This is a genomic window from Shinella sp. (genome assembly GCF_049651085.1).
Classification (GTDB): Bacteria; Pseudomonadota; Alphaproteobacteria; order Rhizobiales; family Rhizobiaceae; genus Shinella.
This window is the reverse complement of the sequence record NZ_JBASBL010000033.1, coordinates 19,850-43,097: the sequence shown is the minus strand read 5'-3', so window position 1 is coordinate 43,097 and position 23,248 is coordinate 19,850. Positions and strand designations below refer to the sequence as shown.

The following is a 23,248-nucleotide window of genomic DNA, read 5'->3' as shown; positions in this document are numbered from 1 at the left end:
TCAGCCCGCCGCGATCTCGGCGCTCGCCTCGATGCGCTCCATGTCGTCGTCCGACAGGCCGAAATGATGGCCGATCTCGTGAATGAGGACGTGACTGACGATGTCGCCGAGGGTTTCCTCGTTCTCCGCCCAGTAGTCGAGAATGGGTCGGCGGTAGAGGGTGATGCGGTTCGCCATTTCGCCGGTCTCGACGGTGAAGCGCTCGCTGATGCCGCGGCCCTCGAACAGTCCGAGCAGGTCGAAGGGCGTTTCCAGTGCCATGTCCTCGAAGACATCATCGCTCGGGAACTCGGAAATCTCGATAATCAGGTTGCCCGTCAGCGCACGGAACTCTGCCGGCAGGTGGCCATAGGCCTCCAGCGCCAGGGATTCGAACGTGCTGATGGTCGGGGCGTGGCGCGTCCGCCAATCGTCTGTATGGTCAATGCGGGCCATAGGCTCTCCTTTGACCGTCATATAGACGATTTCCAGCAATTTTCGAGAGTTGAATTTGCATGCCTGCCTGCCTGCACGAGGTGCGGGGGGTAAGGGCCGCACGAGACGATTCGATGGCCCTGATCCCGATGAGGAAGAGGGTGCCCGGGAACCAACCCGGCCTCGAAGGGAGTTTTGCAACAAAACGTGATCGGTCAGTTTGACACAGCCCCAAACGGATTCCGGCTCGCGCTTCAACTATAACCTCATGAAAATACGACATTTTTAATCAAGATTAGAACGGGTCTAAATTATTGAGTCAACATGGCTGACCTGTTCATTCTTGACAGTGAATGTCCTCTTTTGCTTAATCCCGGAAACTCAGTACTTTGCGTATGGCAGGCAAGACGAAATGCTGGTGTGCAGCTGCAACTTCATTACCGACAAGGAAATCGTTGACGTGATCAACAGCCTCCTCGACGAGGACTGTTGGCAGCTCATCGTGCCTGCGAAGGTCTATCACGCGATGCAGAAGCGCGGCCGTTGCTGCGGCTGTTTCCCCAATGTGGTGGACATCATCATCCGTACGACCGAGCAGTACCACGCCCGCCGTGACTCGACGGACGACGAGATATTTGATTTCATGACCCGCCTCAAACAATTCCACGAAGAAAACAGGAGAGCGGACCTTGAAAGGCGACAAAAAAGTCATCGAGCAGCTTAACGAAGCGCTCTATCTCGAGCTGGGTGCTGTCAATCAGTACTGGCTGCATTACCGCCTTCTGGAGGACTGGGGTTACACGCTTCTCGCCAAGAAGGAGCGCGCCGAATCGATCGAAGAGATGCAACATGCCGACAAGCTCGTCGCCCGCATCATCTTCCTCGAAGGCCACCCGAACCTCCAGACCGTCGCACCGCTGCGCATCGGTCAGAACGTCAAGGAAGTGCTGGAAGCCGACCTTGCCGGCGAATACGACGCCCGCGCTGCCTACAAGAAGTCGCGCGACATCTGTCATGATGCCGGTGACTACGTCACCATGAAGCTGTTCGAAGAGCTGCTGATCGACGAGGAAGGCCATATCGACTTCCTCGAGACGCAGCTTGAGCTTCTCGACAAGCTTGGCGAGGAAAAATACGGCCAGCTCAACGCATCGCCGGCCAACGAAGCCGAGTAAGGCTTCTACCTATCCAGAATGCGAAAATCCCCGGCTTGCCGGGGATTTTTGTTTGTCAGGGCGTCAGATGCGCGAAGGCCTCGACCACTTCCTCGTAGACCTTGCGCTTGAAAGGCACGATCAGATCCGGCAGGTCGCGCATCGCCTTCCATTCCCAGGCGTCGAATTCTGCCTCGTGGCCGCCCGGCGGCGGGTTGATGGCGATCTCGCTCTCCTCGCCCTCGAAGCGGAAGGCGAACCAGCGCTGCGTCTGGCCGCGATACTTTCCCTTGAGGCCGATGCCGATGAGATGCGGTGGCAGGTCGTAATTGATCCAGCGGCCGGCGTCGGCGAGCAGCGAGGCGCTTTTGATGCCGGTTTCCTCGTAGAGTTCGCGCCAGGCCGCTTCCAGCGGATCCTCGTTTTTGTCGATGCCGCCTTGCGGCATCTGCCAGAGCTGCGGCGAGCCGTCATATTCGGAATTGCCGACGGGAATCCGCCGGCCGGCCCAGACCTTGCCCTGCGCATTCAGCACCATGATGCCGACACAGGGGCGATACGGCAGGTCCTCGGCCCGAACCACCTTGTCCTTTTCCTTGCCCATCGAAAATTCCTATTGCTTGGCGGGAACGGCTGCGAGTGACGCGACGCCGACGATCTCGATGCCTCGGCTGGCTGCTTCCTCGCACCATTTTCTGATCGCGTCCACACTTTCGTCGAAGGCCGAGGCGATGCCGATCGCCGTGCCGTTGCGCCGCGCGATGCGCTCCAGCTCGTCGAGTTTCTTCAGCACCGCTTCTTGCGAAAGGTTGGCGTCGAGCTGAAGGTCGGCGAAGGCATGCGGTGCCTCGATCGCTCCGGCAAGGGTGCCGGAGAGCGACTGGGCCGTGCTGGCGTCATCGAGGAACAGCAGGCCGCGGCTGGCGATGTCGCGAATGACCGGCTCCAGCGCATCGGCATCGGACAGGAAGCGGCCGCCCATGAAGGTCACGATACCGGTATAGTTGGTGATCTTCGCCATGGCGCGGTGCAGTTCGGCAAGGTTCTGCGCGTCGCCGAGATCGGTGCGCAATGTGTAGGGGCCGGGATCGTTCTGCGGGTAGTCGAAGGGCTCCAGCGGCATCTGCAGCAGGATTTCATGGCCTTCGCGGCGCGCCTCCTGCATCCAGCGCGGCAGGCTGTTGCCGCTGGCGGCAAAGGCCAGCGTCACTTCGCCGGGCAGTTCGCGGATCGCGCGCTGCGTGCCCGTCTGGCTGAGGCCGAGGCCGCCGACGACGATGGCGATGCGTGTGCCGCGCGCGCCGGACCAGGGACGGGCATATTGATCCATCGGCCGCGTGCCATCGAGGCCGATGACCGGGATCTTGCCGTCCGACGTCACTTCCAGCAGATCCTCGTTCGGGAATGCCGCCGTGCGGGAATCCTGCCCGATCCGGTTCGCCTCGATGAGGAGCGGGCCGGTGCCGTCGCGCGTTCCGGGCGAATATTTGCGCACGACACTGCCGTTGTCGGTCAGCGTTTCATCGACGCGGGCGCCGGAAAGCCCGTTCGCGCGGCGCACGCCGTCCTTGGCCTCCGCGGTCTTCTGGCCGGTCCTGTCGCCGGCCGGCGTCCGGGATGAGGCTTCTTCAGCGGGAACGGCAAGCGGCCCGGTGCGCAGACCGCTCGGCGCGGTGGCGGTCCAACCGGAAAGGCCGAGAAGGCCGGCAATCGCGACAGCGAACACGACATTGCCGGCGGAAAACCGTGACGGTCCCGACGGTCCTGGCCTTGCCTTGCGGTCCTGGCCGAGAGGTGCGTGAATGTCTGTGCCCAAGGTCAGTCCGTGCTGGCCGGAAGGTGCGGGAGGCAAACAGGGCCCGTGCGATCACGGGCCCTGTGCAGGCGGTTTACTTCTTCAGCTCGGCCTTTTCCGGATTGGCCGGGAAGGACGGGTCGGTCTTCTCGCCGCGCAGCAGTTCCAGCGCGTATTGAAGCTGCAGGTCGTCCTTGGCTTCCGGCGGGACATAGGCGGACGAGCCCGAACCGGATTCCGTTTCGCTCTGGCCCTGGATGTGGCCGCGCAGGTTCGATTCGCCGGCGGATTCCAGCTTGCCCTGCAATTCGGCCGGCAGCGGCTGTTCGACCGTGATGTCCGGGGTGATGCCGGTGCCCTGGATCGATTTGCCGGAGGGGGTGTAGTAGAGCGCGGTGGTCAGGCGTAGCGCGCCCGCGTCACCCATCGGAATGATGGTCTGGACCGAGCCCTTGCCGAAGGACCGCGTGCCGAGCACGGTGGCGCGGCGCAGGTCCTGCAGCGCGCCGGCGACGATTTCCGAAGCCGAAGCCGAACCACCATTGACCATGACGACGACCGGCTTGCCGTCGGTGATGTCGCCGGGCGTCGCGTTGAAGCGACGGGTCTCGTCCTCGTTGCGGCCGCGGGTCGAAACGACTTCGCCGCGCTCCAGGAAGGCGTCGGAAACATTGATCGCCTGGTCGAGCAGGCCACCCGGATTGAGGCGCAGGTCGAGCACGTAGCCCTTCAGCTTGTCGGCAGGAACCTCTTCCTTGATCTTGGTGATGGCGGCTTCCAGATCGTCATAGGTCTTCTCCGTGAAGGAGATGACGCGCACATAGCCGACATCGCCCTCGACGCGGGACTTGACCGCCTTGACCGCGATGATGTCGCGCATGATGGTCAGCTCGATCGGCTTGTCGGCGCCCTTGCGGATCAGCGTCAGCTTGATCGGGGTGTTGACCGCGCCGCGCATCTTCTCGACGGCTTCCTCGAGCTTCAGGCCGCGGACCTCGGCGCCATCGATCTTTGAAATGAAGTCTCCGGCAAGTACGCCTGCACGGGAGGCCGGCGTATCGTCGATCGGGGCGATGACCTTGACGAGTTCGTCTTCCATCGTGACCTCGATGCCGAGGCCGCCGAACTCACCGCGCGTCTGGGTGCGCATGTCCTCGGCGTCCTTCGCATTCATGTAGGAGGAATGCGGGTCGAGGGAGGTGAGCATGCCGTTGATGGCGTTTTCGATGAGCTGGTCTTCCTTCGGCGGCGTCACATATTGCGCGCGCACGCGCTCGAAGACGTCGCCGAAGATGGAAAGTTCGCGATAGGTCGACGAGCCGGCGGCTTCGGCAGGCAACGTTACCGTGTTGATGACGCTCATGGCCGTGGCACCCATGAGTGCACCGACAATAACAAGTGAAGCCCTACGTATCATTGCGTGCCTTTCCAGAATTTTTTGCGGACCACCACGGCCGGGAATCAACCGGTTTTCCGTTCTTTCGGAATTCAATGTAAAGTGTCGGCTTGTCTGTTTCCAGCGTCAAAGCGTTGACACTCGCGACCCTTTTTTCACCCATCACGGCGAGTGGTTCTCCCGCCACGACAAACTGCCCCTCGCGCACGCTCACCTTGTCCATGCCGGCAAGGACGAGATGGTAGCCCTCCCCTGCATTCAGGATGATCATGCGCCCGTAGCTGCGGAACGTTCCGGCAAAGACGATCCATCCATCCGACGGGGCCGTCACGAGCGCGCCCGGATTGGCCGCGAGCGTCAGCCCTTGCGAATCATGGCCGGTGCCGTCCGCTTCGCCGAACTGGCGCAGGACGTCGCCCGCCACGGGTAAGTCGAGTTTTGCCTGCAGCTCCTGAAATTCATATGCCGGAGCAATGCGGTTTTTGTCGGGCATCGAATCGCGGGCAAGCGCCCTCGCCTTCTCCCGCTCGGCCTCGCTCTGGCCCCGCCGCTCCTCTTCCTTGGCGCGGGCGAGCGCGGCGGCGTCGCGCACCGAGCCGATCTCGCGCTCGAGGCTGCCGATCAGGCCCTCGAGGCTGGTCGCACGGCCGGCAAGTTCCTCCGCACGGCGGCGCTCGGCCGCAAGCGTGCGGCTGTTCGTCTGCGCAAGCGCCTCGTTCTGGGCAATCAGCAGTTCGGAGCGCTTCTCCTCGTCGATGCGCACCTGCATGACGTCGGTCAGTTCGGTCCTTTCCCGGTCGATATCGCTCTTGATCGACATGAGGGAGGCGAGATCGTCGACAAGCCCGTCCGTTTCCTTGCGGATGCCCGGCACGACGGCGCCGAGCAGGATGGCGCTGCGCACGGAGGAAAGCGCATCTTCCGGCGTCACCAGCAGGGCCGGGGGCGGGTTCCGGCCCATGCGCTGAAGGGCGGCCAGAACTTCGGCCAGAAGGCCGCGGCGCTCGTACAGAGAGGCGCGCACGCCCGCTTCCTCCTCGCGCATGCCTTCCAGCCGCTTTTCACCGGCCAGGATCTTTTCTTCCATCTCCTTACGAAGGGTGGCCGACTTGACGATTTCCTCGCGCAGGTTCTGCCGCGTCTTCTCGAGACTGGCGATCTCGGCCTCAAGCTGCTTCGTCTTCTCGTCGGATACGGTGATCGACTGGGAAAGCGTTTCCAGTTCCCGGCGCGTGCTGTCGCGGCGAAGCGCAAGGGCGGCAGCCGGGTCGGGCTCGGCCCTCGGCAGCGAGCCGGTCTTTTCCAGCGTGACGGCGGCCTCGTCCGGCTCGGCGGCAAGAGGGTGGGACAGCAGCACCAGCGACAACAGGGCAGCCGGGAGCAAGGCCGGCCGCAGCAGGCGGCTGACACCATCACGCGGTTTGGCTGTGCCGGTCTTCCTCATCGTTCCCCGAACGTCCGTTCCGTCCGCTCTATGCTGATTTGGCGATTTCTCCAAGAAATCAGTTGCCCAGCAAACAGCGCCAAAAATACGGCCTCCGCGATCCTGCGCCATCAGCCTTGCGCGGCGGTGACGCCTGGAGCGTTTCCGCTTTTCCTCGAAAAGCGAGAATGCTGCGCACTTTTGCCGGATTGCTCTAGCTGCGATGATAGGGATGGCCGGAGAGGATCGTGACCGCGCGATAAAGCTGTTCGGCCAGGAGGATGCGCACGAGCTGGTGCGGCCAGGTGAGCTTTCCGAGGCAGAGCGTGGCATTGGCGCGCTCGTAGAGCGCGGGGTCGAGCCCGTCGGCGCCGCCGATGGCTATCATCAGGTCACGCTTGCCGCCGTCGCGAAAGCCCGCGATCAGATCGGCAAAGCCGGGCGAATCGAGCGATTTGCCGCGTTCGTCGAGCAGGATCAGCACGGCGCCGTCGGGCAGCGCCTTTTCCAGCATCGCCGCTTCCTCGCGCTTGCGCGTCTCGGCATTGCCGGCGCGGCTTTCGCCCACTTCCGCAAGCTTGCCGAGTTCGAGGCCGATGGCGGGACCAGCCTTCGCGAAGCGATCCAGATAGCGGGCCGCAAGATCCTTCTCAGGGCCGGCCTTCAGCCGTCCAACCGCGAAAAGTCCAACCCGCATCGCCTGAAATCCTGTCCGTTTCGGGAACGCTTGCGCCGCGCTCCCTTCCCTCGCCGGACAGGTGCCCGGCGCTATGTATAGGCATCCAGCGCAATTCCGGGCGCAAAACCGCGTCGCGCCCTGCTGGAATTGCTAGTGTACGGTGCCGTCCTCGATCTCGGGAGCTGCCCACATCCGTTCGATGTTGTAGAACTCCCGGATTTCCGGCCGGAACACGTGGATGATGATATCGCCCGTGTCGATCAGCACCCAGTCGCCCGCTTCGAGGCCTTCGACGCGGGCATTGCCCAGGCCTTCGTCCTTCATATCGGAGATGAGGTGATCGGCAATCGCCATGACATGACGGTTCGAGCGTCCGGACACGACCACCATGTAGTCGCCCAGCGCCGATTTCCCGGCAATGTCGATAGTGACGATATCTTCTGCCTTTGAGTCCTCGAGGCTTGCGAGGACCAGTTGAAGGGCCCGGTCGGCGGCATCATCGCCCCGTCCCGTGCTCTTGGAGGAAACGCCGACGACGTTTCCCTTAGCGTGCATTGTTGTCAGGTTCGTTCCTTTCCGCATAACAAAACAGCACGTCCCGTACCGGCTGAACGCGCCGGTACCTACCAAATGTAGGCACCGATGGGCACCGGTTTCAAGACGTCACTTCTCAAGGATGGTTTTCTCTAGGGCTGCGCCGGTGCGCAAGGCCGTGGAACTGAGCGGCGAACGCGGCCCGTGGATGAAGGTCCAGGCCGGCGCCGGCCGGCCTGGCAGGGACATGGCATGCTCCTCGTCGACGCGCGCATAGTCGAAGGTTTTCGCCATGCGCGAGGAGAGATAGGAGAGCGTCGAGCCCGGTCGGTCGATGACGGCGATGGGGAACGTGCAGGTGATCTTCTGCCAGTTCTGCCATTTATGGAAGCTGCCCAGATTGTCGGCCCCCATGATCCAGACGAAGTGGACCCCGCGGTTCAGCGCCTGGACGCGCTCCAGCGTCTTGGCCGTATAGCTCTGGCCGAGCCGTTTTTCGAAGGCGGTGACCTTGACGCGTGGGCCCGGCGCAAGCGTCTCGCTGAGCCGGATGCGGTCTGCCAGCGGGGCCAGCTCCCGGTGGCTCTTCAGCGGATTGCCGGGCGTCACCATCCACCAGAGCTGGTCGAGGCCAAGCCGGCGCAGGGCGATTTCGGCAACGAGCGCATGACCCTGGTGCGGCGGATTGAAGGAACCGCCGAACAGGCCGACCGCCATGCCTTTTTCGACATGGGGCATCCTCAGATAGCGTTCCGCGATCCCGTCCGCTGCCGTCACCTCAGGGCCGCACCTGTCCGGCGCCGCGCACCCGGTATTTGAACGAGGTGAGCTGTTCGACGCCGACAGGGCCGCGCGCATGCATCTTGCCCGTCGCGATGCCGATCTCGCCTCCCATGCCGAATTCGCCGCCATCGGCGAATTGCGTGGAGGCATTGTGCAGCAGGATCGCCGAATCGATTTCGGTGAAGAAGCGCTCGACAACATCAGGGTCCTCGGCGACGACGGCTTCCGTATGGGCTGAGGACCAGCGGTTGATATGGTCGATCGCGCCGGAAATGCCATCGACCAGCGTGACCGAAAGGATGGCGTCGAGATATTCTGTCGACCAGTCCGCTTCGCTCGCTGCAGTGAGGCCCGGTATGCGGGCGCGAATCTCGTCCGTCGCGCGCACTTCGCAGCCGGCGGCAAGGAGCGCCTCGACGAGCGGAGCCAGATGCGTATCGGCCACGGCGCGGTCGATCAGCAGGGTTTCCATCGCGCCGCAGATGCCGGTTCGGCGCATCTTGGCGTTGACGACGATCTTCCTGGCCATTTCAAGGTCGGCGGACCTGTCGACATAGATGTGGCAAAGGCCCTCGAGATGGGCGAAGACCGGCACGCGCGCCTCGCTCTGCACGCGGGCGACAAGGCTCTTGCCGCCGCGCGGCACGATGACGTCGATGGTGCCGCCAAGGCCGGAGAGCATGGCGCCGACGGCGGCGCGGTCCGTCACCGGCACATACTGAATCGCGTGTTCCGGCAGGCTCGCCGCCTTGAGGCCGGCGACGAGGCAGGAATGGATAGCCTGCGATGAATTCGCGCTGTCCGACCCGCCGCGCAGGATCACGGCATTGCCGGCCTTCAGGCACAGCGCGCCGGCATCTGCCGTCACGTTAGGGCGGCTCTCGTAGATCACGCCGATGACGCCGAGCGGCGTGCGCACGCGTTCGATATGCAGGCCGTTCGGCCGGTCCCATTCGGCAATGACATCGCCGACCGGGTCCTTGAGGCCCGCGATATCGCGGATTGCGGCGGCAATGCCTTCGATGCGCTCGGCCGTCAGCGTCAGCCGATCGATGAAGGAGGCGGCGACGCCACTTTCCTTCGCATTGGCAAGATCGATGGCGTTGGCAGCGAGAATGGCGTCGCGGTTTGCCGAGATTTCGGCCGCCATGGCGCCGAGCGCGCGGTTCTTCTGTTCGGCGGTGGCAATGGCGAGCGGCCGGGCGGCGGCACGGGCATTGCGGCCGATTTCGGCCATGAGGCTGTCGATATCGGTTCTGACCTGATCAAGCATGGCTCACGTCCTTTTCCGTCTCGGCGGCAACGGGCACGGCAAGCCCTGTCACCACGAGGTCGTCCCGGTGCACCATAGCGGCGCGGCCGGCATAGCCGAGGATGGCGGCGATATCCGCCGACTTCTTGCCGACGATCAGCCGGGCCTCGTCCGCATCGTAGCCGGCGAGCCCGCGGGCGATCTCGCGGCCGTTCGTGCCGTAGATCGAGACGGTGTCGCCGCGGGAAAACGAACCCCAGACGCCGCGCATGCCGGCGGGCAGCAGGCTTTTGCCGGATGTGAGCGCCGTTTCCGCCCCGGCGTCGATTTCGAGCCGGCCGGCCGGCTGCAGTTGTCCGGCAATCCAGGTTTTGCGCGCGGTCACGGGCGAACCCGATGGCGCGAACCAGGAGGAGCGGGCGCCCTCTTCGATGGCGCGCAGCGGATGGTCGACCTTGCCGGAGGCGATGATCATGGCGCAGCCAGCGCCCGTCGCGATCTTGCCGGCATCGATCTTGGTGCGCATGCCGCCGCGCGACAGTTCCGAAGCCGCCCCGCCGGCCATCGCCTCGATCTCCGGCGTGATGGCGTCGACCGTGTCGAGGAAGCGGGCGGCGGGATCGAGATGCGGCGGGGCCGTATAAAGACCGTCGATATCGGAGAGCAGCACGAGCAGGTCGGCGCCGGTCATCGTCGCCACGCGGGCGGCCAGCCGGTCGTTGTCACCGTAGCGGATCTCGGTGGTCGCGACCGTATCGTTCTCGTTGATGATAGGTACGGCGCCCAGCTTCAGCAGCTGGTTGATCGTGGCGCGGGCGTTGAGATAGCGGCGGCGCTCTTCGGTATCGCCGAGCGTCAGGAGAATCTGGCCGGCGACGATGCCGTCGCCCGACAGGCTCTCCGACCAGGCGCGGGCAAGCGTGATCTGCCCGACGGCCGCCGCCGCCTGGCTTTCCTCAAGCTTCAGCGCGCCCGACGGCACCTTCAGCACGGAGCGGCCGAGCGCGATGGCGCCGGAGGACACGACGAGCACTTCCGTGCCGCCGGCCCTCAGCGCCGCGATGTCGGCGCACATGGCATCGAGCCATGCTTTCTTCAGGCCCGTCGCGCGATCGACCAGCAGGGCCGAGCCGATCTTGATCACAATCCGGCGGTACTTTCCGAGCGGTTTGCGGTGCTTCGTCATCTCAGTCGTCGGATCCGCTGTTCTTTGCTTGAACGATGATGTCGCGCAGCGCCCGCAGCGTGCCCGTCATGCCGACATTGGCGACGGCGGAAAGCTGCAGCGGGGTCTGGCCGCAGGCCTTGGCCAGCGCCTTGGACTTCTTCTTCAACTCGTCCTCGTCGAGAATGTCGATCTGCGACAGCGCAACGATCTCCGGCTTGTCGGTAATGCCGCCGCCATAGGCTTCGAGCTCGCGCTTTACCGTCTTGTAGGCCTTGGCGACGTCCTCTTCCTGCGCGGAAACGAGGTGGAGGAGCACGCGCGTGCGCTCGACATGGCCGAGGAAGCGGTCACCGAGCCCGACGCCGTCATGCGCGCCTTCGATGAGGCCCGGAATGTCGGCGAGGATGAATTCGGCGCCGTCGATCGTCGCAACGCCGAGATTGGGATGCAGCGTGGTGAACGGGTAATTGGCGATCTTGGGCCGCGCACGGGTGCAGGTCGCAAGGAAGGTCGACTTGCCGGCATTCGGAAGGCCGACGAGACCGGCATCGGCAATCAGCTTCAGCCGGAGCCAGATCGTCTTTTCGTCGCCCGCAAGGCCGGGATTGGCCCAGTTCGGCGCCTGGTTGGTCGCGGTCTTGAAGTGGGCGTTGCCGAAGCCGCCATTGCCGCCGGCGGCCAGCCTGAAGCGCTGGCCTTCCGTTATAAGGTCGACGATCAGCGTCTCGTTGTCTTCTTCGAAGATCTGCGTGCCGACCGGCACTTTCAGCGTCACGCTTGCGCCGTTTGCGCCGGTGCGGTTGCGGCCCATGCCGTGGATGCCGGTCGAGGCCTTGAAGTGCTGCTGGAAGCGGAAATCGATCAGCGTGTTGAGGCCGTTGACGGCCTCCACCCACACGTCGCCGCCGCGTCCGCCGTCGCCGCCGTCCGGGCCGCCGAATTCCACGAATTTTTCACGGCGGAACGAGACAGCCCCTGCCCCGCCGTCGCCGGACCGGATATACACTCTTGCTTCGTCCAGGAACTTCATCGGCTCGCCGTTCGCTCTACTTTGATCGTCATGGTCATTTTGCCGTCTTCGATATAGCCGCTTCCCGCAGAGGTCAAAGACTATCGTGAAATTCGTCAGCTACAACGTCCAGTACGGCATCGGTCTCGATGATCGTTTCGACCTGCCGCGCATCGTCTCCAGCATCCATGGCGCCGATATCATCGCGCTGCAGGAGGTGACCCGCAATTTCCACCGCAACGACCATGTCGACATGGTCGCGGAATTGCAGACCCTGCTCGCCAACCACTATTCCGTCTTCTGGCCGGCCTGCGACCTCGATGCCGGCTCGGCCATCGAGAAGGGCCGCGTCGTCAACCGCCGCTTCCAGTTCGGCAACATGATCTTCTCGCGCTGGCCGATCCTCTCGACCCGCCTCATTTCGCTGCCGCGCACGCGGACCCTCGACAAGCTGAACCTGCAGCGCGGGGCGACGGAGGCGGTCATCGCGACGCCGGGCGGGCCGCTGCGCGTCTATTCCGTGCATCTCGACCACGTCCATCGCGACGAGCGCATCACGCAGATCCGCTTCCTCAAGGACCGCGCCCGGCTCTATGGCGTCGAGGGTGGCGCGATTTCCGGCGCGCACGAATTCGGCCTTGCCGAGCCGCCTGTGCCGGAGGATTACGTGCTGATGGGCGATTTCAACATGGTGCCGGAATCGCCGGAATATTGCGAAATGGTCGGCGGGGTGGATGCGCTCTATGGACGACAGATTCGCGCCACCAATCCGGTGGATGCGCTCGCCGGCCTTGGCAAGCGCCATGCCGCAAGCTTCAGCTGGATCAATCCGAAGAACCATGCCGATCGTCTCTTCCTTGACTACTGTTTCCTCAGCCACGGGCTGGTGGAGCGGCTGAAGGACGCCTGGATCGACGAAACCGCCTTCGGCTCCGACCACATGCCGGCCTGGTTCGAGCTGTCGTGATCTGCGAAAGACGGGGCGGATTGCTCCGCCCCGTCTTTTTTACCGCCGCGGTGCTGCCGGGCGGAAATCGCCCGGCTCGAGCCGTGTTTCGATATGCGGAACCATCGCGCCGCGCGCCGCGCAGAACAGGTCGCTGCATCCGGTGATGCGAAAGCCCGCCCGTTCCTGCACCCGCAACGAGGCCGGATTGTCGGCGAAGATGCCGGAGCGGATTTCCGTGCCCGGCATGCGCATCAGGAAACGCGCCAGTGCCGCGTGCACCGCCTCGCTCATATAGCCTCGCCGCCAGTAAAAGCGGTTGAGCCAGTAGCCGAGTTGCCAGGCGCCGTCGCTCCATTCGAAGGAGACGCAGCCGATATGCACGTCGTCCCCGGCGGTGATGGCGAAAGCCCAGCCCGCGTTGAGATCGGTGGTGGCGACGGCAAGCCATTCGGCCGCGTCCTGCCGGTCATAGGGCGCGGGCACCCGCGCCAGCATGCGCGAGACCTGGAAGTCGCCGAGCGACTGGGCGATGGCGTCGGCATCCGACATGCGGTGCGGGCGCAGCACGAGGCGGGCCGTCGTGACCGTCGGGCAGGGCCCGGGGCCGGCGGCGCGCTGGCGCTCGATCGGGGGCTGCATGGCGTTCATCGCATGCCTCCCCAGCTCTTCAGCGAAACCCAGGTCTTGCGGTCGAGCCGGTACCATTCGACGGGCACCATGCCGCCGACGGCAAGGCTCTGCACCATGCCGGTCGCCTGGAACTGGAAGCCGCACTTCTGGATGACCCGCCGCGACGGGATGTTCATGACCCGGCAGCGCGCATCGATCTGCTCGATGTCGCGGGTGCGGAAGACCATGTCGATCAGCGCGTGGGCCGCCTCCGTCGCATAGCCCTGGTTCCAGTGCGGTTCGCCAAGCCAGTAGCCGAGCTCGACCGTGCGTCCGTCCTCGTGCGGTTCGATCCCGCAGCAACCGAGAAAGGCGCCGTTGTCGGCTTTGGTAATGGCATAGACGCACTTGCCAATCGCGCCGGCGCGTGTGCGTCGCACGAAATCGGCGGCATCCGCCACCGTATAGGGGTGGGGCATGCGGGCGACCATGTTGGCGATGTTGGCGTTGTTGGCGAGATGGGCAAGGGCGTCGATGTCTTCTTCGTGCGGGGCTCTCATGACGAGCCGCGGCGACAGCAAGATAGGGCAATCGGTCCTTGACCGTTCAGGCCTCAGCCTTTCCTTGGGAGACCGTGATTGGTCGTCCCTCAACAATTCGGTCTGCATGGCTCGTTCCTCCAGAGCAAAAAGGGGAGATAAGGTCTTGCCTCATCTCCCCTTTTGTCTTCAGGTCCGAAACCTGTGGCGTCAGCCGGGTCAATGAGACGCCGGCTGTTTTAGAGCGCTACCGGCTTATTCCGCTGCTTCCGCTTTCGGGGCTACAGACACGTAAACGCGACCGTTGGCCTTCGTACGGAAATTCACATTGCCAGCTGTAAGAGCGAAGATCGTGTGATCCTTGCCGAGGCCGACATTGGCACCGGGATGCCACTGCGTGCCGCGCTGGCGGACGATAATGTTACCTGCGAGGACGGCTTCGCCGCCAAACTTCTTCACGCCAAGGCGCTTGGACTCGGAATCGCGACCGTTGCGCGAGGAGCCGCCAGCTTTTTTGTGTGCCATGGGAGTTCTCCTTTACCTGTCCGGATTATTCGGCTGCAGCTTCGGCAGCGGCTTCAGACTTCTTGGAAGCCTTCTTAGCCTTGCCGGCGGCGGCGATGTCGAGAATGCGGACGGTCGTGTTGTGCTGACGATGACCGCGCGAACGCTTCGAGTTCTGGCGACGACGCTTCTTGAAGGCGATGACCTTCTTGGCGCGGCCGTGCTCGACGACTTCTGCGGTGACGATGGCGCCTTCGACGAAGGGCGCACCGATCGTGGCATCGGCGCCGACGCCGACCATCAGCACTTCGGTGAATTCGATCTTCGCACCAGCGTCGCCCGACAGCTTTTCGATCGTCAGGACGTCATTGGCGGCCACGCGGTACTGCTTACCGCCGGTCTTGATGACTGCGAACATTTTATATCCTTTCATGTTCGTGCCGGCTCTTTGCCCCCAAGGGGCACGGCCGTCTTTTTGTCAGTCGTTAAATGACGATGCATTGGCGCATCGCCGGCTCGGGCGGTTCCCTCCGGCACGTCCCGCTTGAGAAAGACAGGGATATGCGGCACAAGAACCTTCATCGCGGCACAAGACAAGCCTATGCCACTGCACCTTGCGCAATAGGCGAGGCCCTGTGAACTGTCAAGGAGATTTCCGTCACCGTTGCAATTAGATGCGCTTTCTGGCGACAGGCCCCCTTGCAAGCCCGCCCGACACCCGCTATGTACCGCCCCGCGCTGAAAGGCGCCGACCGACTATGCGGAGAGGTGGCAGAGAGGTCGAATGCACCGCACTCGAAATGCGGCATACCTGCAAGGGTATCGTGGGTTCGAATCCCACCCTCTCCGCCATTTGGGCCTTCGACCGCAAGGCTTTCCTGAAATCTGCTAAGGTTGCTCGATCTTAGTTTCTGGTGTCGGAAGTGGCTAGGGCCACACTCGAGGCGCGTCCTCTTACGTTGAGCGCCCGAATCACATCGGCTCCCAACTGCTGGGTGTTCTTTGACCCGCCCTTCGAATTAAAAATATCCACGCCGACCTCAGCCGCAATCGATCGTAGCAAGCCTTTAACGACTATCGGCTGCTCTTCGCCATCCCGGAAGATCCGAATGGCACCGCTCTCATATCTAACAATTTCCAGGTCAGAGTAAGGAGCCTTGTCTATTATATCCAAAGATTGAACAGCTCGTGCTTCGCGAGTTCCCCGACTTACGGGATAGACAAGCTTCCCGCCCTGCTCGCGCATCAGTTCCAGCGCGTCTGTTGCCGATGTATCCAAAAGTTCTTCGACCGATACGCCTCTATCATCGTCAACATTAACGCGAAGAATCATCACTCGGTCGACATGAATGAAAGTGCTTGGGTTGAACCCAACATGCGTCGAAGACGTGATGGTTTTGACGGAGATCCGCTCATTCGAGGCGGAAACGACGTCATAACCACGCTGGTTCGTATCCAGTGCCATCTGCCCACGGGTGATCATCGCGGCGTATAGCTCACCTATCCGGCCAGTGAGGTGGTTCAGCTCGCCTGGGCTTACCCCCCAACCGAGTTCCTTTTCAAACCAGGACAGGGCTTCGGCTAGCGACTGGATGATTTGAACCTGGCTTAGAGTTGGTCGGTCCATCGGCATCTCCCAAGCCTGACAAGGCTCTTTAGCGAGCAACAATCTGGATGCTCAATGGGGCGGCGCCTCCGATGATGTCCAGCAGGCGGTCGATGTTGGGGTGGGCGCCGGGACGGTTTTTTGCGTCCGCGGTGTGTTCGGCGAAGATGTCGAGGGCGTAGGTCGCGGATTCCTTATCGAGTATCCCGAAACTTTTCTGGAGATATTGATAGACAGCGAGCGATCCCTGCTTGCCTGGCTGGTTTTCGATCGTCGTGACAATGACGCCGGCTTGGTTGACAAGGTTTATGCGAGCGAGGCCTTCAACCGACGGCAGCTGCTGTAAATTGTCTCTGAATGAAGCCGTAGGCTGGATCATTGCCAGTTCCTTTTCTCGTGGCAGGTTTGTTTTGCATTTAGCAGCATCGGTTCCATGGCGAGATCGCTCAAGGCGTTATGCTGCAGCAGGCTGGAGCCGACAGTTCGTCATCGGTCAATTGTTCAGCTTTCTTCATAAACCGCTCCTTGCGTAGGCCACACGTTATGCTGCAAGCATTAACGGTTTGCCGCCATAGGGTTGTTGGCCGGAATGTTCCTTGGCCCCCTCGAAGGGCATCCTACGCATGATCTCCGACACAACAGGAGATCACATGGCGACGGTCAGAGACTTCAGAGGCGATGGTAAGCACAGGTGAGCTTAATCCAGACTGATGACCTTGGCCGGTGAGAAGGTCTCAAGCTTTTTTACGCCGGATACCATTTCCTTGCCGAAGACGGGCGAGCCGATCGCGCCCTTTAGCCAGCACTCTCGTTTAGCCTTGATGTATGTGAACGCGATGCAAAGCGCTTCGTCTACGCAGGCTAATCGACAGGCGAGCGGCGTTTTCGCTGACTGATGAGGACGCCGTGAAAGATCACCACCCGGCAAATCGACATTGTCAAACAGCGCGGTTTGAGGATCGATGACGCCCATTGTGAAGGCGGAAGGATCGGCTTCAGCTCCGCTCAGAAAGCGCCCCGAAAAAGCTACGCTGTTTCCATCTGCCCGGCCAGCGCTCGACTTTAAGAAGCAATTCGGTCCCTTCCGGAGTCTTGGATTCGTATTAAACGTGAACGCCTTGCACTGGCCTTCCATGACTAGGCAGCTCTTTGCGCATGCCGCAGCATCGTCGACACGAATGGAAGAGATGTCGTCACCGAACAGATCGAGGCCGGTGTAGATGGCTACCCGATTTGGTCGCTTGGTAAACTCTTCGATCGGGGAGAGAGGCAGGCTGGCTTGGAGAGAGTCGGGTGTTGGCTGATCAGAGGTTGCCGGTTGTTTGTCGGACGATTCGCCTCCGTCGATAGGTTTGGTGGTCGTTAGCGGTTCGTGACTGGATGCGGCCAATTCATCCGATCGCCGGCTTGCAGTTCGGTTCAATCCGTAACGTCCAATCTCGTCTTGACTGAATACGTGCATGTCATCAGGCGGGGTCTTGAACATGACGTGCATCACGTCCATCGGCGTGCTGAAGCGGTTCAACACTTCAATAATGTCCGAGATCGCCAGCTGCGCGCCGACGAGATCGGGTGAGCCGGAGGAAATCTGATGGACACCCAGGGCTCCGTCGACCTTCCTTTCGGCACCTGCAAGAAAGATGAAGGCGCATGCTGAGAAGCACTTGCTGTCGCTCGGAATGTAGGTTGCCAGCTTACGTTGATGGATGTCGTCTGCAATCAGCAGGCCCATCTGCACGTTACCACCGAGACTGTTCAGGGTGATGAGCTTGGCTGTCGGGGCGGCTTGAAGAGCGCGGCGAAAGTTCAGGCCAGCGTTAATGTCGATCTCACCGTTTAACGTGATGACGTCCGGCTTGGTGTCGTCAACCGTGAAGGGGCCGAATACGCTCTCCCCCGCGCCCGCGTCGCAAATAGAAGCGAACGACAGAAGAATGCTAGCGAACGCAGCTCGAAGTTGATTGCGCATGACAATATACCCTTACCCCTGCCTATAAAACTACATCGGTCTGGAAGGGGCAAGGCTAGGATGATGCTGGTTCAATCTACCTTGAAGTGCAGTTACCACGACCTATACGCGCGCCGGAATTATCCTTGGCGCCCCTGTGGGGGCATCCTACGCATGATCTCCAACACAACAGGAGATCGAAATGGCAACCATCAGAAAGCTCAGGGGACGCTGGCAAGCCCAGGTCCGTCGGAGGGGTATGAAGCCCCGCGCCAAGAGTTTCGATAGCAAAGCAGACGCCGAGAAGTGGGCGCGCGATCTGGAATCTCAGGTTGATCGCTTCGGGGCAGCCCCGGACACGAAGATCCTTGAGACCACGACACTCGGCGCGCTCCTGGAGCGCTACCAACGAGAGATCACGCCTACCAAGCGTGGTGCAGTCCAGGAGGATCAAAGGATCGACGTCCTGCGGCGTCACGACCTTTCTCACCGAACGCTGATCGGCCTTAGCCAGCAGGATGTCGCGACGTTTCGTGACGAGCGTCTTCAGTCGGTAGCTCCATCTACGGCAGTGCGGGAGATGGCGATCCTTAGCCATGCTCTGGAGGTTGCAACGCGCGATTGGGGCATGCCGCTCGCAAAGAACGTCGTGAAACTCGTGCGCCGCCCCGTGATCCGCAATGAACGTAGCCGTCGCCTGACTGGCGATGAGGAGCAGCGCCTGCTCGACGGCTGCGACAGCGGGAAGATCCCTTACCTCAAGACGCTGGTCATTCTCGCCATCGAGACAGGGATGCGCCGTGGTGAGATCCTGGGACTTGAGTGGTCGGATATCTCGCACAATCGCCGGGTGATCACGTTGACGATGACGAAGAACGGTTCCGGGCGAGAAGTGCCTCTGTCTCAGCGTGCATTTGACGCGCTGACGGAATGGAAGGGCTGCGTAGAGGTAGATCAATCTACCGTCTTTCCTATGAGCCTGGCGCACTTGAGCAGGCTTGGCGTCGTCTCCTGGTCCGCTCGAACGTCAAAGCTTTGCGCTTCCACGACCTGCGTCACAAAGGGGTAAGCCGTATGTTCGAGCGCGGGCTGAACGTGATCGAGGTCAGCAGCATCTCAGGTCACAAGGAGCTGCGGATGCTGAAGCGCATACGCATCTCGCCGCTGACGATCTCGTTGCTCGTCTTGGGTAGATTGAGCTACCGGAGTTGGCGAGCGTGCTGCGCTCGCCCATTGGCCTCTTGGGCGGGTGCACTTCATGCCTCTGCCGTCAAGCTAAGTCCTAGAAAACCCCGTGTTACCGAAGGGGATGTCTCGGGTCTCCACCGACATTCCGGCGTCGTGACCACCGCTCCCTACCTTTCCCTTTGCAATATGCCAACATGATCGCTGTCCGGTGCCGCTTTTGGGTCGGAACAACATGGCACAACAGCCGCCGCGATTGGCCAAGCTTCTTAATGGAAATAAGATGTTCGTTTCCCCTATCTTTCCCATAAGTTGACACGAGCAGCAGAATTTCTGAATTTACGGCGCCGTATCCGGTATCTTCCGTATGATGTGAGCATGAAAACGATCCGGAGGTGCGTGAAATCGCTTCCTTGCTGGGTTTTGGTCATCGCAAAAACTCCTGATCACCACCGGGGCATCAGGCTGGCGTCCTGCACGAACATCCCTTCCCTGTCTTTGCTATAAGTAGTCGATAGCCGGAAATGTCACGCGTGCGGCTTGATCAAAAGCTCAGGGAAACGCGCTGGCGCGCGCCGTGGTTGACGAAGACAAAGAGGCATTGAACGCGCTGAAGCGCGCCATGGAGGACCCTCGAGTCAAAGAGAGCATGTTGGCATGCTGATGCGATCTGCGGCGTGTTTCGCCTTCTCTGATCGCCGGCAATCAGAGTAAGTGAGGAGCCGTGAAGGCAGGAATATGACGATGAACAATCTCACCCCAGATCTGCATGTTCCTTTGATTTCAGCCAAGACACCTGCTTTGGTCGGCTATCTCGACTATCGCAGAATGGAGCTTTCGAAGAAATAGAAGCGGTTCGATGGTCGATACGCGCTTCGACCCGTGATCGATCTGAAGCAGTTCACGAGCCGGGCAGTCATCGACTGGATCACGATTGGCGTTCTGCTGAACTGCAATACGCAATTTCAATGGCTTCAGCGGGAGCTGAAAAGCGTCATTGGACGTGCACCCTATGTCGAGAATATCTTCGGCGACAAGAATGCTTCGTCAAACGGCTTCGATATCAGGTTTCAGGAGCCGGAGATATCTATTGTGCTCAAGGCAATGGCTGCGATTCATGCGAAATTCGGCTTAGGGCTGGATCCGATCGTTCGCAGCGTTGAGATCAGCGTCGATTTCACGCCGAAGACGCCGAACGATCTCGCACGCGCTAGGATGGCTCGTGTGTTGATGAACCATCTTCAGGTGAACGAAGATGTGATCTCGAAGGTGAGAGATCGACCGAGGACGGTGTGGGGGCGGGAAGAGGGTAAAACCAATCGCCTGCTGTATGATTCCCAACCCTTGAACAGTGAAGAGAATAAGCGCTTCCTGATCGAGACGGACTGGGATCGCGCTCCATATACTGATGGCACCCTGGAGGTCGGCGAGAAAAATGCGCTGGTGACATGGCGTGTGATGGACAAGATTCTCGATCGGCAAAACATAGCTGCCGGCACCTTCATCTCGCTTGATGACATATCGAAGCGGGTCCGGATCGAGGTGACGTTGGATCGACCGAAGGTGAAGGCGTTAGGGATAACGTATCTGGACGATCTGAGAGGGCTGAACTTCACGCGTCTTCAGGGACGATATTTCCAGTTCATGCTGCCAACGTTCATCAACTACGCAAGCCAGAAGACGGGTAAGCGGAAGGCGATAGCTGCCGCAAGCAATCCGGAGCGGGCTTCAAAGTTCTTCAAGACCGGCGTGATTGGTTTGAAGGCAATGGATGAGGTTCGTGCCGAGCGCTGGCTTCAGATGAGGCGAACGATTCTTCCGGACATTCATGAACGTGGTTTGCGCTTATCACCTATCGACAGGACGGCAAAGGGAGTGGCGGGAACGTTCGTAGCTTACGATGAGTTGAACGACCGTGTTCGCATCGCTCTTAGGAACCTCGGTAGCCGTGTCGGCGCGGACTTTTTGTCTGGAGCTTGAAGTTCTTGGTAGGTGTTGGTCTGTGTAGTAGGAAAGCGTAAGGGGTTATAGAAGTTATTAGGTTGTCGGATTGCCTCATTTCCATGGTGCCCAAGCATAGCAGCGGCTTTGATCTGTTGGACTTGGGCTAGGCAGCCCCGGTGTCAGTCAGAAAAATTTGCAAAAAGTTGGTGAAGAGCATTTCTGTCCCTCTCGTGAATTCGGTGCCTAAACTGTCCCAGCTCAGTTTCTTGTTCTGAGATCACGCCCCTGACACACGCAGACTCACTGGCTTGCGTCTGCAACTGGACGCATATTTCCTCATCTCACACGCCGGAGGCAGCCAGCGAGCGCCTGTGAGTCAAGCAGGGGCATCCTGCCGACGATCGTCAGCTTTGAGGGGGCGCAGCAATGTTCTCGGATGAATGCCATGCCGTTCAGCGATCACCTCAACCGTGGCCGAGCCGTTCGCGATAGCCAGACGAGCTTCCCAGCGTTGATCGTCGGTCATCGGTGGTCGTCGTCCAATACGGCTTCCACGCGCACGAGCAGCAGCCATTCCGGCGTGGGTTCGTTCGCTGATCAGAGAGCGCTCGAACTCAGCCATGCTGGCGAGGACGTGGAGTAGCAGCCGTCCCGCCGACGTGCTGGTGTCCAGGTTCTCATTCAGCGACCGGAACTCGACACCGCGCTCGTTGAGATCGCGGACGAGCTTAAGCAGTTCAAGCAGCGAGCGTCCCAGACGGTCAAGGCGCCAGACGGTGAGCGTGTCACCCCGGGGCAGGGTTTGGAGTAGCTTGGTCAGTCCAGGGCGGGAAAAGTCGGATCCGGAATAGCCATCGTCGGTAAGGATTTTCGCAACCAGCAGCTTTCAACGCCGAAACCTGAAGGTCGAGATTTTGCTCGACGGTGCTGACCCGTCCATATCCGATGTTGCGCATATAGGTCTCGTTCCGTTTCCATGCTCGTCGCGACTGCTCTTTCAAGATACCCGCCAAGTCCTTGATTAAAAGGAACCTTTTCGTGCAGCTTGGATTATCTGTTGACCACGGAAACGGCGCCGAAGGAAATCAGCATGTTAGCGTTCAGCGTCAGAACCCAGGTCCGTTATGACGGAACCCTTCCCTTTCGTGCGGTGACTATGATCGAAGTCGCACTGGATTGAGGGGCGCATGCGTAGTCCGGAAAATCAAATTAGGTCAGGTCTCACGGCAAAAGCAGCCTGGATGCTACATCCGGTCGTCATTGTCGCAGCTGTGCTGAGTGGTGCGCCTGCCTATGCCGATGGACTGAACACAGCCTATTTTCTCGCCATGCAGCCCTATGCCGTTTTGAAGCGGGCATCGGCAGCGTGCGGAAGGCCAATTGAGGAGCATGTTTCCTACAAGCAAAGGATGCTTGAGATCCTTAGCGGTGTTCCTGATATCGATATACGAGCAGCAAGCCGGGATATCGAAAAAGCCTACCAGACGGACGCCGACCTGGGCGGACTCGATTGCACTGATGGTCTTCAGGATCGATACAAGCAGATAATCGACAGAGGCGTCGACCGGGACCTTGAGTATTTGGCAGAGGAAGTTCGCAATCGGCAGCAGAGGGGCAGGTAGATCAATCTACTTGACGAGGACGCCTATACCAATGCGTTCGCAGTAAGCCATTTTTCCAGAGCCTCAATGACCTTCAGCCGAAGTCCATGACCATTTAACAGGGCGTTGCCAAGTGAGGCATCCAGCTTTGAAAAGCCCATCTCACCCATGATGTCACCCGTCGTCATTCCGTGTTTGGTCTTGATGTGGTTGATGCGTGCGATTGTTGCTGGGAGCAGATACCGGCCGGTGGTTATGGATGTGCTGTTGGTCGAAGTGCTCGACGCTGCCGTTGGCAAGACACCAGTCGCCGTAAGCCAGACCAGGAAGTTACTGCGCTCCGCATTGTCGGCCTAGCTCCAGGCATTCTTCAGTTCAAGCAGTCGCGTGCGAGGCTTTTTCAACCGTGCAGCGATCGCGGCTTCCGTCACTGTTTGGTATTTTCCATTGATCAGTTCAGCGTAGATCGCGGGATGGTCTCGTTTCAGCCGCTCTTCGTAGTATGCCCTGTCGCGCTTCTGTTGCTTCGTCATTTCAATATCCAGTCCAGCATCGTTAGGTGATCTGCTCGATCACCTCCAGCGGATTGACGATGCCGCCAGCCCAGAAGGCATTCCAGACCTGATCGACCTTCGAGCGAATTTCATCTGTGAGCATCCGTTGAGTATCCCTGCAAATCATTTCGCCGCGACATTATCCATTTCAACAAAGTAAACCGATTGTTATCTGGACAATCCCTGCATTTAGCGGGAAATA

Annotated in this window: 26 protein-coding genes, 1 tRNA gene and 2 pseudogenes; 7 read left to right on the top strand and 22 right to left on the bottom strand. The window is 60.7% G+C overall.

Going from position 1 to position 23,248, the window contains the following annotated elements; genetic code table 11:
- Positions 1-435, bottom strand: coding sequence for a metallopeptidase family protein (locus tag WA950_RS22605; protein WP_424553992.1), 435 nt, complete (start codon positions 433-435; stop codon positions 1-3).
- A 349-nt stretch (positions 436-784) separates the two neighbouring features.
- Here WA950_RS22605 and WA950_RS22600 point away from each other — a divergent pair, with 349 nt between their 5' ends.
- Positions 785-1,138 carry a (2Fe-2S)-binding protein gene (locus tag WA950_RS22600; protein ID WP_424554093.1) on the top strand — a complete coding sequence of 118 codons (354 nt, stop codon included), beginning with the start codon at positions 785-787 and terminating at the stop codon, positions 1,136-1,138.
- Positions 1,104-1,589, top strand: a complete 486-nt coding sequence (bfr, locus tag WA950_RS22595) for a bacterioferritin (RefSeq protein ID WP_424553991.1) — start codon at positions 1,104-1,106, stop codon at positions 1,587-1,589. Before WA950_RS22600 ends, bfr begins: the two co-directional genes overlap by 35 nt.
- 55 nt (positions 1,590-1,644) lie before the next feature.
- On the opposite strand, the gene WA950_RS22590 is transcribed toward bfr, so the two are convergent.
- From WA950_RS22590 to obgE, 10 genes are all read right to left on the bottom strand, one after another.
- Positions 1,645-2,172 carry an RNA pyrophosphohydrolase gene (locus tag WA950_RS22590; protein ID WP_424553990.1) on the bottom strand — a complete coding sequence of 176 codons (528 nt, stop codon included), beginning with the start codon at positions 2,170-2,172 and terminating at the stop codon, positions 1,645-1,647.
- A 9-nt stretch (positions 2,173-2,181) separates the two neighbouring features.
- A complete protein-coding gene (locus tag WA950_RS22585) occupies positions 2,182-3,384 on the bottom strand; it encodes a divergent polysaccharide deacetylase family protein (RefSeq protein WP_424553989.1) in 1,203 nt (400 codons plus the stop codon).
- 73 nt (positions 3,385-3,457) lie between these two features.
- Positions 3,458-4,780 carry a S41 family peptidase gene (locus WA950_RS22580; RefSeq protein ID WP_424553988.1) on the bottom strand — a complete coding sequence of 441 codons (1,323 nt, stop codon included), beginning with the start codon at positions 4,778-4,780 and terminating at the stop codon, positions 3,458-3,460.
- The gene (locus WA950_RS22575) at positions 4,770-6,158 is read right to left on the bottom strand and encodes a murein hydrolase activator EnvC family protein (protein ID WP_424554092.1); all 1,389 of its coding nucleotides are present in this window, start codon (positions 6,156-6,158) and stop codon (positions 4,770-4,772) included. The genes WA950_RS22580 and WA950_RS22575 overlap by 11 nt, the downstream gene beginning before the upstream one ends.
- A 238-nt stretch (positions 6,159-6,396) precedes the next feature.
- A complete protein-coding gene (gene rlmH, locus WA950_RS22570; RefSeq protein ID WP_424553987.1) occupies positions 6,397-6,879 on the bottom strand; it encodes a 23S rRNA (pseudouridine(1915)-N(3))-methyltransferase RlmH in 483 nt (160 codons plus the stop codon).
- A 132-nt stretch (positions 6,880-7,011) separates the two neighbouring features.
- Complete coding sequence (gene rsfS, locus WA950_RS22565) at positions 7,012-7,443, bottom strand: ribosome silencing factor (protein ID WP_424553986.1); 432 nt, start codon at positions 7,441-7,443, stop codon at positions 7,012-7,014.
- 81 nt (positions 7,444-7,524) lie between these two features.
- Positions 7,525-8,133, bottom strand: a complete 609-nt coding sequence (locus WA950_RS22560; protein ID WP_424554091.1) for a nicotinate-nucleotide adenylyltransferase — start codon at positions 8,131-8,133, stop codon at positions 7,525-7,527.
- A 40-nt stretch (positions 8,134-8,173) separates the two neighbouring features.
- Positions 8,174-9,451: a glutamate-5-semialdehyde dehydrogenase gene (locus WA950_RS22555; RefSeq protein ID WP_424553985.1), complete on the bottom strand. Its 1,278-nt coding sequence runs from the start codon at positions 9,449-9,451 to the stop codon at positions 8,174-8,176.
- Positions 9,444-10,616, bottom strand: coding sequence for a glutamate 5-kinase (gene proB, locus WA950_RS22550; RefSeq protein ID WP_424553984.1), 1,173 nt, complete (start codon positions 10,614-10,616; stop codon positions 9,444-9,446). Before proB ends, WA950_RS22555 begins: the two co-directional genes overlap by 8 nt.
- A 1-nt stretch (position 10,617) precedes the next feature.
- Entirely contained in the window at positions 10,618-11,628 is a 1,011-nt protein-coding gene (gene obgE / locus WA950_RS22545) for a GTPase ObgE (RefSeq protein ID WP_424553983.1), read from the bottom strand.
- Positions 11,629-11,713: 85 nt separating this feature from the next.
- Between obgE and WA950_RS22540 the strand changes: the two genes are divergently transcribed.
- Entirely contained in the window at positions 11,714-12,574 is an 861-nt protein-coding gene (locus WA950_RS22540) for an endonuclease/exonuclease/phosphatase family protein (RefSeq protein WP_424553982.1), read from the top strand.
- A 39-nt stretch (positions 12,575-12,613) separates the two neighbouring features.
- On the opposite strand, the gene WA950_RS22535 is transcribed toward WA950_RS22540, so the two are convergent.
- The 4 genes from WA950_RS22535 to rplU all read right to left on the bottom strand — a co-directional run bounded on the left by WA950_RS22535 (position 12,614) and on the right by rplU (position 14,626).
- The gene (locus tag WA950_RS22535) at positions 12,614-13,204 is read right to left on the bottom strand and encodes a GNAT family N-acetyltransferase (protein ID WP_424553981.1); all 591 of its coding nucleotides are present in this window, start codon (positions 13,202-13,204) and stop codon (positions 12,614-12,616) included.
- Positions 13,201-13,833, bottom strand: a complete 633-nt coding sequence (locus WA950_RS22530) for a GNAT family N-acetyltransferase (RefSeq protein WP_424553980.1) — start codon at positions 13,831-13,833, stop codon at positions 13,201-13,203. The genes WA950_RS22535 and WA950_RS22530 overlap by 4 nt, the downstream gene beginning before the upstream one ends.
- Before the next feature lie 126 nt (positions 13,834-13,959).
- Positions 13,960-14,229: a 50S ribosomal protein L27 gene (gene rpmA / locus WA950_RS22525; RefSeq protein WP_134648437.1), complete on the bottom strand. Its 270-nt coding sequence runs from the start codon at positions 14,227-14,229 to the stop codon at positions 13,960-13,962.
- 25 nt (positions 14,230-14,254) lie between these two features.
- Positions 14,255-14,626, bottom strand: a complete 372-nt coding sequence (gene rplU, locus WA950_RS22520) for a 50S ribosomal protein L21 (RefSeq protein WP_306033028.1) — start codon at positions 14,624-14,626, stop codon at positions 14,255-14,257.
- Between the two features lie 344 nt (positions 14,627-14,970).
- Between rplU and WA950_RS22515 the strand changes: the two genes are divergently transcribed.
- A tRNA-Ser gene (locus tag WA950_RS22515) sits at positions 14,971-15,060 on the top strand.
- A 52-nt stretch (positions 15,061-15,112) separates the two neighbouring features.
- Here WA950_RS22515 and WA950_RS22510 read toward each other — a convergent pair.
- From WA950_RS22510 to WA950_RS22500, 3 genes are all read right to left on the bottom strand, one after another.
- The gene (locus WA950_RS22510) at positions 15,113-15,835 is read right to left on the bottom strand and encodes a DUF6998 domain-containing protein (RefSeq protein ID WP_424553979.1); all 723 of its coding nucleotides are present in this window, start codon (positions 15,833-15,835) and stop codon (positions 15,113-15,115) included.
- A gap of 28 nt (positions 15,836-15,863) precedes the next feature.
- On the bottom strand, positions 15,864-16,193 hold the full coding sequence (locus WA950_RS22505) for a DUF2322 family protein (protein WP_424553978.1): 330 nt from the start codon (positions 16,191-16,193) through the stop codon (positions 15,864-15,866).
- Positions 16,194-16,511: 318 nt separating this feature from the next.
- On the bottom strand, positions 16,512-17,783 hold the full coding sequence (locus tag WA950_RS22500; protein WP_424553977.1) for a PAN domain-containing protein: 1,272 nt from the start codon (positions 17,781-17,783) through the stop codon (positions 16,512-16,514).
- A 181-nt stretch (positions 17,784-17,964) separates the two neighbouring features.
- On the opposite strand from WA950_RS22500, the pseudogene WA950_RS22495 reads away from it, so the two are divergent.
- A pseudogene (locus tag WA950_RS22495) lies at positions 17,965-18,955 on the top strand (integrase).
- An 874-nt stretch (positions 18,956-19,829) separates the two neighbouring features.
- Entirely contained in the window at positions 19,830-20,927 is a 1,098-nt protein-coding gene (locus WA950_RS22490) for a hypothetical protein (RefSeq protein ID WP_424553976.1), read from the top strand.
- 340 nt (positions 20,928-21,267) lie between these two features.
- On the opposite strand, the gene WA950_RS22485 is transcribed toward WA950_RS22490, so the two are convergent.
- Positions 21,268-21,417, bottom strand: a complete 150-nt coding sequence (locus WA950_RS22485) for a hypothetical protein (protein WP_424553975.1) — start codon at positions 21,415-21,417, stop codon at positions 21,268-21,270.
- 81 nt (positions 21,418-21,498) lie between these two features.
- Positions 21,499-21,711 (bottom strand): annotated as a pseudogene (locus WA950_RS22480) (recombinase family protein); the annotation flags it as partial.
- A 367-nt stretch (positions 21,712-22,078) separates the two neighbouring features.
- Here WA950_RS22480 and WA950_RS22475 point away from each other — a divergent pair.
- Complete coding sequence (locus tag WA950_RS22475) at positions 22,079-22,513, top strand: hypothetical protein (protein ID WP_424553974.1); 435 nt, start codon at positions 22,079-22,081, stop codon at positions 22,511-22,513.
- A 23-nt stretch (positions 22,514-22,536) separates the two neighbouring features.
- Here WA950_RS22475 and WA950_RS22470 read toward each other — a convergent pair whose 3' ends face one another.
- The gene (locus WA950_RS22470) at positions 22,537-22,680 is read right to left on the bottom strand and encodes a hypothetical protein (RefSeq protein WP_424553973.1); all 144 of its coding nucleotides are present in this window, start codon (positions 22,678-22,680) and stop codon (positions 22,537-22,539) included.
- Between the two features lie 165 nt (positions 22,681-22,845).
- Entirely contained in the window at positions 22,846-23,025 is a 180-nt protein-coding gene (locus WA950_RS22465; protein ID WP_424553972.1) for a hypothetical protein, read from the bottom strand.
- Positions 23,026-23,248: the final 223 nt, after the last annotated feature.